The following is an 11,365-nucleotide window of genomic DNA, read 5'->3' as shown; positions in this document are numbered from 1 at the left end:
GGATGTTAATGGAAGCTCCTGCACGCGGCAATTGAGATTCGTTCACATTCACAAGGTGATTAGCTGCTGGTGTGACGCCGGGGATCGAGGTGCGGTCGGCTTTATTGCGCAGGCATGAAAACGGGGCCTTTGGGCCCCGTCATGGATTACAGATAGTAGGCTTTGAGCGGCGGGAACCCATTGAACTCCACCGCGCTGTAGCTGGTGGTGTAGGCACCGGTCGACAGCCAGTACAGGCGATCGCCGATTGCCAGGTTCAGCGGCAGACCATACTTGTAGTGCTCGTACATGATGTCGGCGCTGTCACAGGTAGGGCCGGCGATGACCACTTCCTCGGTTTCGCCCTTTTTCTCGGTCCAGATCGGGAACTTGATGGACTCGTCCATGGTTTCGATCAGGCCCGAGAATTTGCCGACGTCGGTGTAGATCCAGCGCTCGACGGCCGTGCGCGACTTGCGTGCTACCAGCACCACTTCGCTGACCAGGATGCCGGCGTTGGCAATCAGCGAACGGCCCGGCTCCAGGATGATTTCCGGCAAGTCGTCGCCGAAGTCTTCCTTGAGGAAGCGAATGATCTCCTCGGCGTAGGTTTCCAGGCTGTTGGTACGGGTGATGTAGTTGGCCGGGAAGCCGCCGCCCATGTTGATCAGCTTCAGTTCGATGCCGTCTTCTTCCTTGAGTCGCTCGAAGATCACCTTCACCTTGGCGATAGCGGCGTCCCACACGCTGATGTCGCGCTGTTGCGAGCCCACATGGAAGGAGATGCCATAGGGCACCAGGCCCAGGTCACGGGCGAGGATCAACAGGTCCATGGCCATGTCGGTCTGGCAACCGAACTTGCGCGACAGCGGCCAGTCGGCAGTGGTGGAGCCTTCGGTCAGGATACGCACATACACCTTCGAGCCCGGCGCGGCCTTGGCGATGTTGCGCAGGTCGGCCTCGGAGTCGGTGGCGTACAGGCGCACACCCTTCTCGAAGAAGTAACGAATGTCCTTGGATTTCTTGATGGTGTTGCCGTAGCTGATGCGATCGGCGCTGACACCCTGGTTCATCACCTTGTCCAGCTCGTAGATGGAGGCGATGTCGAAGTTCGAGCCCTTGTCCTTGAGCAGGTCGATGATCTCGACGGCTGGATTGGCCTTGACGGCGTAGTACACCTTGGCGAATTCGAAGCCGGCGCGCAGGTCGTCATAAGCCTTGCTGATCATCTGGGTATCGATGAGTACGAACGGCGTTTCCTGTTTGTCGGCAAACGCCTTCATCTTCTGGAAGGTGTCGCGTGCGAAATAGTCTTCGACCTGGATCGACATGCTCAGGGACTCCATGGGCAAACTGAAAATTTAAGTGGCTGCAAACTGAACGCCCTCCGTATCCCCACTTTGGTTCGCCTACTCAGTACTTGAGCCGGATGGATCGTTTCCAGCATGGACGTTCGGCGCGCACTTTAGGGCGTGAACTCGGCAGAATCAACAGGCAATCCCTGGCGAATCGGCGATGTTCGAATTGCCACGCCTGGGATTAACGACCCATGTGAACGGCTGGTGTTCCCCAGTGCGCGTCAGACGTAAAGAATTGTGGAATAGCCCTGGGTAGGGTGCGTAAACCCAAGCCCCTCCGCTTGGGCACGAGGCGCATTTGGAGATGATCGAGCGGTGCGGCAGGTAGGCTCGGGTGTTCATATTTATGGCCACCCGAGCCTGGTACTGGCGTTCAGAAAACGGTCCATGAATTTTTTATTCCGTCCGCCCTCGTCACGCCTTTTTTGCGATGAAAGGCTTTTAGGACGTCACCATCTCGGCGGGCGAGACAATGGTGGATTTCGCCCCGCGTGAGCGGCCCGAGCTCAGGTAGGCCGCAATCGACTCCTGGGTGACCTCGCCCAGGAACACCTGCTCGGCGTCCAGTACCGGCAGCCAGGCGCGGTTGAACTCGTACATGCGCGACAACAGGATACGCAGGTTTTCATCGTGTGCCGCCGTGGCGTTGAATGGCCGCAGGAAGTCGGCGCACGTGCCTTGCTGGCGGTGCATGTCGCGTCGGCGCACATAGCCGAGCGCCTTGTTCGTGGCGTCGGTCACCACCACGTAGCGGCGATCATGTTCGTCCAGCAGTTCCAGCGCATCAGCCACTGGGGTCTGCGGGTTCACCGCCGGGGCATTGTCAGCCGCATCTTCGGCACGTACCAGCAGTAGCCGCTTGAGGGTGCTGTCCTGGCCGACGAAGTTGCTCACGAAGTCATCGGCCGGGTGCGCTAGCAAGGTGTCTGGGTGATCCAGCTGCAACAGCTTGCCCGCCCGGAAGATGGCAATCTTGTCGCCCAGCTTGATGGCTTCGTCGATGTCATGGCTGACCATGATCACGGTCTTGTTCAAGGCCCGCTGCATCTCGAAGAATTCGTTCTGGATCATCTCCCGGTTGATGGGGTCCACGGCGCCGAACGGCTCGTCCATCAACAGCACCGGGGCGTCGGCTGCCAGGGCGCGGATCACCCCGATCCGCTGCTGCTGGCCACCGGAGAGTTCGCGGGGGTAGCGCTGCAGGTACTGCTTGGGCTCGAGCTTGATCATGTGCATCAGCTCGCGGGCGCGCTCGGCGCAGCGCTGCTTGTCCCACCCGAGCAGGCGCGGCACGACGGTAATGTTCTCCTCGATGGTCATGTTCGGAAACAGGCCGATCTGCTGGATCACATAGCCGATGTGACGACGCAGGCTGACTTCGTCCAGGCCGCTGGTGTCTTCGCCATTGATGAACACCTGCCCCGAGGTGGGGGTAATCAGGCGGTTGATCATCTTCAGTGTGGTGCTCTTGCCGCACCCTGACGGGCCCAGGAACACGCAGATTTCGCCTTCGTTGACCGTGAGGCTGACCGCGTCCACGGCCTTGACGTCCTTGCCGTTGACGTTGAAGGTCTTGCTGAGGTTCTTCAGTTCGATCATGAGCGCATTCCTTCTGGAGTCAGGGCACGTTGCAGGGTTTGCAGGAGCAGGTCGGCGATGATCGCCAGCAGGCTGACCAGTACTGCGCCGACCAGCAGCATCGACATGTCGCTGCGGCTGATGGAGGTGAGGATGAGTACGCCCAGGCCACCGGCCCCAATGGTGGCGGCGATGGTCATCACGCCGATGTTCATCACCACGGCAGTACGCACGCCGGCGAGGATCACCGGTACTGCGATGGGCAACTCGACCATGCGCAGGCGTTGACCGAAGGTCATGCCGATGCCCCGGGCAGCCTCGCGAATACCGGGCTCGACGTTGGTCAGCGCCAGGTAGGTGTTACGCAAGATTGGTAGCAGGGAATAGAGGAACACCGCCGTGATGGCAGGCAGCGGGCCCAGGCCCTGGCCGAAGGTGGAGTAGAACGGCAACAGCAGCCCGAACAGGGCGATCGACGGGATGGTCAGCAGCACCGTGGCGCTGGCCTGCACGGGCCCGGCCAGGAAGGGGAAGCGGGTCATGACGATGCCCAGCGGCACGCCGATCAGGATGGCCAGGCCCACGGCCACGCCCACCAACATGATGTGCTGCCAGGTCAGCTGCAACACCAGGGCCCAGTCCAGGTGCGCGAAGGTATCGAACAATGTCATGGCGTCACCTCCTTCAGGGGATGTTCTCGCAGGAAGGCGGCTGCGACCGAGGAGGGGCTTTGGTGCTGCACATCGACCTTGGCGTTGAGTTGGCGCATGGTCTCGTCGTCCAATTGTTCGGCAAGGGGGGCGAGCAGGCTGGCCAACTGCGGATGAGCGTCGAGCACGGCCTTGCGCACCACCGGGCCTGCCGTGTAATCCGGGAAGTAGTGCTTGTCGTCTTCAAGCAGCTTGAGCTTGAACGCGTTGAGTCGGCCATCGGTGGTGTACACCAGGCCTGCGAACACCTGGGCATTGCGCAGCGCGGTGTAGACCAGGCCTGCGTCCATCTGACGGATGTTGGCGCGCTCCAGGTGCATGCCATATCGCGCCTGCAGGCCATCCAGGCCGTCGGGCCGGTTGGCGAACTCGGTGTCCAGCGCAACCACATGCTTGCGCGCCTGCTCGTCCATCAACACCTGGTTCAACTGGCTGATGGTGTTGACCTGCGGGTAGGCCTTGGCCACTTCGCTGGGCAATGCCAATGCATAGGTGTTGCTGAACTTGGAAGGCTTGAGCCAGACCAGTCCCTTTTCGGCATCCAGAGCCTTGACTCGGGCATAGGTGGCCGCCGCGCTGGGCATGCGTTCTTCCACATGGTTGTAGGACACCAGCGAGACCCCGGTGTATTCCCACATCAGGTCAAGCTGCCCGGTTTCCTGCGCCTGACGGGCCAGGCTGCTGCCCAGGCCGCCAGTGACGCGCACCTCGAAGCCATTGGCGCGCAGGTATTGAGCAGTGATTTCGGCCAGCACGGTCTGTTCGGTGAACACCCGGGCGCCGATACGGATCAACGGTTTGTCTGCCGCCTGGGCAAAACCCGCCGACAGCAGGACCGCGCCCAGGAGCAAGGCGATTGCGTTCTTCATGGTTTTCCTCGGGTTATTGGGCCAGGCCACGTTCCAGCCAGCGCTTGCTGGCGAACGTCACCAGTGCGTCCAGCAGCAATGCCAGCAGTGCCGTACAAGCGGCGCCCAGCAAGAGCTGGGGCTGGTTGTTAAGGGCAATGCCGGGGAAAATCAGGCTGCCCAGGCTGTTGGCACCGATCAGGAAGGCGAGCGGGGCGGTGCCCACGTTCAGCGCCAGTGCTACACGCACGCCACCGACGATGATGGGCACGGCATTGGGCAGCTCCATCTGCCACAACTGCTGGCGCGGCGTCATGCCGATACCGGTAGCGGCTTCCTTGAGCGAGGCGGGAACGTTTTTAAGCCCTTCGTAGGTGTTGCGCACGATGGGCAGGAGGGAGGCGAGAAACAGGGCGAAAATGGCAGGGCCTGCGCCGATACCTAGTACGCTCAGGGCGATGGCCAGTACAGCCAGGGGGGGATGGTGTTGCCAATGTTGAAGAACTGCATGAACCGCTCGGCTTTGTCGACCCTATGCGGTCGACTCAAGGCAATGCCGGCGGGGATGCCCACGGCCAATGCCGCCGCCATCGAAGCCAGCACCAGAACCAGGTGCGCTTGCAGGTAGAACGTCAGATCATCGCGGTAGCGCGCGATCGTGTCGAGGCCGATCCAGTGGACCAGCAGGGCCAGGATGACGAGCACGGCGGCCCATCCCAACAGCCCTTTTCCGTAGCGTGTCGCCACAGGTGGACTCCTTCTTGTCGTCGGCGAGCACACTTCTTCTTGGCCAGCCCCGGGAGGCAGCGGTGGTGTGTTCGCGATTAGCAGCCCGATGCGAGCCATAGGCGCCGATCAGGCCATGAGCCAAACCCCGTCGGGTTCGAAAACGCTGGTGAAACCGTTCCCCAACCGAAGCGGTTTACAGGGGAGTGGACGTCTCCTCGGGCGCAAAGGTTCCCATCTCAGGGGGCGTTTGGCCAGCACTAATCACTGGTTAACAGCGATCTAGCAAGTGAAAAGAATCGATAAATGCAGCTGTAGACGTTGAAAGCACTGGTCTTGCACGTATTCGCGTTCTGCCTGTGCAGCGCCAGTTCCCATCCCCGCACGGCAGGCGTTTGCGCACCTCAGGTAGGCGCTGACTTGCCAGCGAGGGACGGGGCGGTACCCGACCGTCCGCCACTGGCCGATTTTCGCCGAGTCGAATTTCAGGTATGATGCTGCCCCTTTTTGATCCCCCAGTCAGGCGATTTCCCATGACCAACCAGGCCGCCGAAGTCGCGAAGCGCCGCACTTTCGCAATCATTTCCCACCCCGACGCCGGTAAGACCACCATCACCGAGAAGCTGTTGCTGATGGGCAAGGCCATCTCCGTCGCCGGCACCGTGAAGTCGCGCAAGTCCGACCGCCACGCCACCTCCGACTGGATGGAAATGGAAAAGCAGCGCGGCATCTCCATCACCACCTCGGTGATGCAGTTCCCGTACCGCGAGCACATGATCAACCTGCTCGACACCCCCGGCCACGAAGACTTCTCCGAAGACACCTATCGCACCTTGACGGCCGTGGACTCGGCGCTGATGGTGCTCGACGGCGGTAAAGGTGTAGAGCCGCGTACCATTGCCCTGATGGACGTGTGTCGCCTGCGCGATACGCCCATCGTCAGCTTCATCAACAAGCTCGACCGTGACATCCGCGACCCGATCGAACTGCTCGACGAAATCGAAGCCGTTCTGAAGATCAAGGCCGCGCCGATTACCTGGCCTATCGGCTGCTACCGTGACTTCAAGGGTGTGTACCACCTGACCGGTGACTACATCATCGTCTACACGCCGGGCCATGGCCACGAGCGTACCGAAGCCAGGATCATTCGCAAGCTGGACTCGGACGAAGCCCGCGCTCACCTGGGCGACCAGTACGACGCGTTCGTCGAGCAGCTGGAGCTGGTGCAGGGCGCTTGCCACGCGTTCGACCAGGACGAATTCATCAACGGTCAACTGACCCCTGTGTTCTTCGGTACCGCACTGGGTAACTTCGGTGTCGACCACGTGCTCGATGCCGTCGTCGACTGGGCGCCGCGCCCGCTGGGCCGTGTTGCCCACGAGCGTACCGTCGAGCCCGTGGAAGAGAAATTCACCGGCTTCGTGTTCAAGATCCAGGCGAACATGGACCCGAAACACCGCGACCGTATCGCCTTCATGCGCATTTGCTCGGGCAAGTACGAAAAGGGCATGAAAATGCGCCACGTGCGGCTGAACAAGGACCTGCGCATCGGTGATGCGCTGACCTTCTTCTCTTCCGAGCGTGAGCAGCTCGAAGAAGCCTACGCCGGCGACATCATCGGTTTGCACAACCACGGCACCATTCAGATCGGTGACACCTTCACCGAAGGCGAGGCGCTGGGCTTCACCGGTATCCCGCACTTCGCCCCGGAACTGTTCCGCCGCGTGCGCCTGAAAGACCCGCTGAAATCCAAGCAGTTGCGTCAGGGCCTGCAGCAGCTGGCCGAAGAAGGTGCTACCCAGGTGTTCTTCCCCGAGCGCAGCAACGACATCATCCTCGGTGCGGTCGGTGTGCTGCAGTTCGACGTGGTGGCCAGTCGCCTGAAGGAAGAGTACAAGGTCGAGTGCGCCTATGAGCCCATCACCGTATGGTCGGCGCGCTGGATCGCCTGCGATGACAAGAAGAAGTTGGAGGAATTCCAGAACAAGGCCATGGAGAACCTGGCCATCGATGGTGGCGGGCACCTGACTTACCTGGCACCTACCCGGGTCAACCTGTCGCTGATGGAAGAGCGCTGGCCTGACGTCAAGTTCCGCGCCACGCGCGAGCACCACTGAGCGTAAAGGGCCCGGCCACTTCGGTGGCCAGGCCGTTGGGCGAAGAGGGCGGCTCGACGCCCGTCTCGCTCATCTCAACCGTTTGACGCCGCCCCCGCAAGGGCAGGTATCAGTTGCCCGCCTTCACACTGGTCCAGATACGTGTCCTGATACGGTCAATCTTGGCTGGCATCGCTTCAAGCGCGTACAACTTGCCCATCACCGCTTCGCTCGGATAGATCATGGTGTTGGCCTTGAGCGCCGGGTCAACCAGCGCATCGGCTTGCAGGTTGGCGTTGGCGTATTGCACGTGGTTGCTGATGGCGGCCATCACCTGCGGCTCCAGCAGGTAGTTCATGTAGGCATACCCGGCCTTTTCGTCCGGCGCATCGGCGGGCATGGCCACCATGTCGAACCACATCGGCGCCCCCTCCTTGGGTATCGAGTAGCCGACCTTGACCCCGTTGTGGGCCTCCTCGGCGCGATTTTTTGCCTGGAGCACATCCCCCGAGAACCCGACCACGACGCAGACGTCGCCATTGGCCAGGTCCGCCGTGTACTTGGATGAGTGGAAATAGCTGATGTACGGCCGCACCTGCATCAGCAGCGCCTTGGCCTTGTCATAGTCGGCCGGGTTCTGGCTGTGGTGGGGCAGTCCCAGGTAGTGCAGGGCGATGGGCAGCAACTCGGGGCCATTGTCCAGTACCGCCACGCCACACCCTTTGAGCTTGCTCATGTACTGCGGCTTGAAGATCAGGTCCCAGGAATCGACCGGCGCGTCGTCGCCCAATACGGCTTTGACCTTGTCGATGTTGTAGCCAATGCCCGTGCTGCCCCAGAGGTACGGGAACCCGTACTGGTTGCCCGGATCATTGCCTTCCAGTGCCTTGAGTAGCACCGGGTTGAGGTTCTTCCAGTTGGGCAACTGCGACTTGTCCAGCCGCTTGAGGGCTTTGCCCTGGATTTGCCGGGCCATGAAATGGTTGGAGGGAAACACCACGTCGTAGCCGGAATTGCCGGTCATCAACTTGCCATCGAGGGTCTCATTGCTGTCGTAGACGTCGTAGGTGGGCACGATGCCGGTGGCTTGCTGGAACTGCTTCAAAGTGTCGGGCGCTATATAACTGGACCAGTTGTAGATCTTGACGGTTTCTGCCGCGCTGGCCACGCTGGCGGCCAGCATCAAGGGGGCGATGATTAGCGTGCGCATGTCGGGTCACCTTGCTTTGTGTGTTGTTATCGAAGGCAGGCGATCAGCGGATCAGAAGATGAGTACGTAGGTCTTGCGCACGGTTTCCTGGATATCCCAGGTGCCGGTGCTGTTGGCCGGTAGCATCAATGCGTCTCCGGCTTCTATGACCAGGGGCTCGCCATCGTCAGGGGTAAAAGTGCAGCGGCCCTTGATGAAATGGCAGAACTCCTGTTGCGTGATTTGCCGTCGCCAGCGCCCTGGGGTGCATTCCCAGATGCCCGTTTCCACGCCATCGCTGCGTTGCACGCACGTGATCGATGTCACCGCCACGGGCTGGCCGAGGGGTACGGCAACAGGGCTGCTGGACTGTAAAACGGCGCTGTCTGCCCGTTTGAACTGAGTGATGCTCATGACAGGTCGATCCTGTTTGGGTGAAGAATCAGTGCATGAAGCCTTCCATGAAATCTGCCAGCTTGGTGGCCAGTTGCCGTCTCCATGGCGGTGTCGCGGGGTTGGCCAGGGTGCGATCCTCGTGGACGAAGCTCTGGATGATGGCGTTGTACCCCAGCCAGCGGCTGGGCTCCGCAGGCCAGCTGGCCAAGCTCGATAGCGGCCTGTTGTCGTGTACCCAGGGCTGTCCGGTAAGCGCGTTCTGCTGATTCAGGATAAGTGCGGCCAGGGTGCGACCGCCCAGGTTGGTCGCGCCTACGCCTTCGCCGCCGTAGCCACCTGCCAACGCGATACCCCGCTGGCGGTCGCACAGCATGTGCGGCCGGAAGCGCCGCGCCATGCCCAGGTTGCCGCCCCACGAATGGGTGATGCGCACATGGCGCAGTTGTGGAAACAGCTCGCTGAACAGGTAGCGACGCAGCTCGATCTCATGGGCCTGGAGGTTGAAGTCCTCGCGTAACCTGCCACCGAAGCGGTAGCCACCGCGGGCACCGAACACCAGGCGATCGTCGGCGGTGCGCTGACCATAGGTCACTTGCCGGCTGCCCTCGCTGAAGGCTTGCCCCTGGTCGAGGCCGATCTGCGCCCACGTGGCTTGCGGCAAGGGTTCGGTGGCCACCATCAGGCTCTGAACCGGCAACTGGTGTTTGCCCAACGGCGGCAAGCTGGCGGCATAGCCTTCCACCGCCGGGACGATCCAGTTGCACCGCAGGCGTGCTAACGGGGTGGTCACTTCGCCAGGCTGCCAGTCCAGCGCCGGTGTGTTCTCGTAAATTGGCACCCCCATGGCCTCGACCGCGCTGGCCAGGCCACGGACGAGCTTGGCCGGCTGTATCGTGGCCGTGTGCGGACTGTAGATGGCGCCATAGGCGTTGCTCACGCGCAACTGGCCCTGCAGTTGTGCTGGGCGCAGCCAGCGGTAATCGTCCTCGGTCATGCCCAGGTTGAACAAGTGGTCCAGGTAGGCACGCAGGCTTCGCTCCTGCTCGGGATACCGCGCCGCGCAGTACAACACGCCGCCCTTGCGGTAGTCGCAATCGAGCTGTTCGCGGTGCAAGACGCGCTGTACTTCGTCCGGAATGTCATGCAGCAGGTCGATGCTGGCGCGGCGCTGCAGCGGCGACAGGCTGGCCAGCAGGCGATCTTCACCCAGCAAATTGCCCATCAGCCATCCGCCGTTGCGCCCCGAGGCACCGAACCCGGCGATGTTGGCCTCGATCACCACGATGTTGAGGTGCGGCGCCTGGCGCTTGAGGTAGTAAGCGGTCCACAGGCCTGTGTAGCCAGCGCCGATGATGCAGACGTCTGCCTCGACGTTTTCACGCAGGGCAGGTCGCGCACGCAGCGGCTCTTGCAGCTGGTCCATCCACAAGCTGAGGGTACGCAGGGGCTGCATGGGCCGGGCTCCACAAGCGATCAGGTGATGGAGCGATGCTAGTGGGCAACGGCAGCGCTTGTCTTACGTGCGTGCACGCGAGGAAATCTGTTTGAGGTAGGCCTTGGGCGTCAGCCCGGTGTGCTCGCGAAAGCACTTGTAGAACGCGGACAGCGAGTTGAAACCGGCGTTGAACGCCAGGTCATCGATGGACGACTGGCCGTTGTCAGTTGCCAGGATCGTCATCAGGTGCTGCAGGCGCGCCTGGTTGACGTAGCGATAAAAGCTCTGGCCCAGCACCTGGTTCAACAGGTAGGAAATCTGATTGCGGCTGTAACCGCTGGCCTGAGCGACCTGTTGCAGGCTCAGCTCAGGATCCAGGTACGGGCGTTGTCGCTGGAAGTAGTGCTCAAGGTCTTGCGCCATGGTCGACAACTGACGCGGGGACAGCCCTAGCCGGCTGGTGGCGGGCCGAGAAGTACGACGGGTGCTGCCGGCACTTTGCTGACGCACCAGTGTGGCGTACTCATTGACCTGCCAGATCAGGCCGTCCTTTACCGTGATCGCCTCGCTGGACTGGAACGCCACCAGGCCGTCCCCGCCCTGCACGGTGACCTGGTACTGAATGTACGCCGTACAGCCATCGACGCGGATACGGTCGCTGTGCACGATGTCCTCGCCGGCGGCATGGGGCAGGCAGGCGCTCACGTACGCACGCAGCTCGGCATGGCTCAGCACGCGATTCTGGAAGAAGTCGTGGTATTGAATGTCGGGGTGGTACAGCGCCATCACGCCATCGAGATCGCGATACTTCCAGCACAGGTGGTAGCGCATCACGGTGTCGGCGGTGATCGGCGTCTGGGACGGGCCATCGGGCAGGGTCATGGCAGGATCATGCCTGTTCCCTGGCGTGGCGACAAGAATTGCAGAACACCTGATGCTAGAGGCCGATTCGCGCATTTTGCACGATCAATAATTAACCTGTTTTTGTAACTCATTGATTTAAAAGGGCGGGATTTTTTATGGCAACTGGCACAGCGGCTGCAACGTTTA

The 11,365-nt window shown here is 61.4% G+C and carries 9 protein-coding genes and 1 pseudogene; 1 reads left to right on the top strand and 9 read right to left on the bottom strand.

The genetic code is table 11. The features are described 5' to 3' along the window. Positions 1-146 precede the first annotated feature (146 nt). The 5 genes and pseudogenes from B2J77_RS16870 to B2J77_RS16850 all read right to left on the bottom strand — a co-directional run bounded on the left by B2J77_RS16870 (position 147) and on the right by B2J77_RS16850 (position 5,220). Complete coding sequence (locus B2J77_RS16870) at positions 147-1,310, bottom strand: type III PLP-dependent enzyme (RefSeq protein ID WP_058637467.1); 1,164 nt, start codon at positions 1,308-1,310, stop codon at positions 147-149. Positions 1,311-1,778: 468 nt separating this feature from the next. Next, positions 1,779-2,936: a betaine/proline/choline family ABC transporter ATP-binding protein gene (locus B2J77_RS16865; protein ID WP_078479073.1), complete on the bottom strand. Its 1,158-nt coding sequence runs from the start codon at positions 2,934-2,936 to the stop codon at positions 1,779-1,781. After that, positions 2,933-3,586 carry an ABC transporter permease gene (locus B2J77_RS16860; protein ID WP_023533317.1) on the bottom strand — a complete coding sequence of 218 codons (654 nt, stop codon included), beginning with the start codon at positions 3,584-3,586 and terminating at the stop codon, positions 2,933-2,935. Before B2J77_RS16860 ends, B2J77_RS16865 begins: the two co-directional genes overlap by 4 nt. After that, the gene (locus tag B2J77_RS16855; RefSeq protein ID WP_058637469.1) at positions 3,583-4,494 is read right to left on the bottom strand and encodes a glycine betaine ABC transporter substrate-binding protein; all 912 of its coding nucleotides are present in this window, start codon (positions 4,492-4,494) and stop codon (positions 3,583-3,585) included. Before B2J77_RS16855 ends, B2J77_RS16860 begins: the two co-directional genes overlap by 4 nt. A 13-nt stretch (positions 4,495-4,507) precedes the next feature. Further along, a pseudogene (locus B2J77_RS16850) lies at positions 4,508-5,220 on the bottom strand (ABC transporter permease). Between the two features lie 512 nt (positions 5,221-5,732). Between B2J77_RS16850 and B2J77_RS16845 the strand changes: the two are divergent. Next, on the top strand, positions 5,733-7,316 hold the full coding sequence (locus B2J77_RS16845; protein WP_078479072.1) for a peptide chain release factor 3: 1,584 nt from the start codon (positions 5,733-5,735) through the stop codon (positions 7,314-7,316). A 109-nt stretch (positions 7,317-7,425) separates the two neighbouring features. On the opposite strand, the gene B2J77_RS16840 is transcribed toward B2J77_RS16845, so the two are convergent. From B2J77_RS16840 to B2J77_RS16825, 4 genes are all read right to left on the bottom strand, one after another. Beyond that, positions 7,426-8,505, bottom strand: coding sequence for a polyamine ABC transporter substrate-binding protein (locus B2J77_RS16840; protein ID WP_027913706.1), 1,080 nt, complete (start codon positions 8,503-8,505; stop codon positions 7,426-7,428). Between the two features lie 51 nt (positions 8,506-8,556). Beyond that, positions 8,557-8,898: a cupin domain-containing protein gene (locus B2J77_RS16835; RefSeq protein WP_058604382.1), complete on the bottom strand. Its 342-nt coding sequence runs from the start codon at positions 8,896-8,898 to the stop codon at positions 8,557-8,559. A 28-nt stretch (positions 8,899-8,926) separates the two neighbouring features. Further along, complete coding sequence (locus B2J77_RS16830) at positions 8,927-10,333, bottom strand: NAD(P)/FAD-dependent oxidoreductase (RefSeq protein ID WP_078479071.1); 1,407 nt, start codon at positions 10,331-10,333, stop codon at positions 8,927-8,929. A 63-nt stretch (positions 10,334-10,396) separates the two neighbouring features. After that, a complete protein-coding gene (locus B2J77_RS16825) occupies positions 10,397-11,197 on the bottom strand; it encodes a helix-turn-helix domain-containing protein (RefSeq protein ID WP_058637477.1) in 801 nt (266 codons plus the stop codon). Positions 11,198-11,365: the final 168 nt, after the last annotated feature.

The sequence above is a fragment of the Pseudomonas parafulva genome, assembly GCF_002021815.1.
Lineage (GTDB): Bacteria > Pseudomonadota > Gammaproteobacteria > Pseudomonadales > Pseudomonadaceae > Aquipseudomonas > Aquipseudomonas parafulva_B.
Note: the sequence above shows the minus strand (reverse complement) of the source record. Positions and strands in the feature narration are given on the sequence as shown.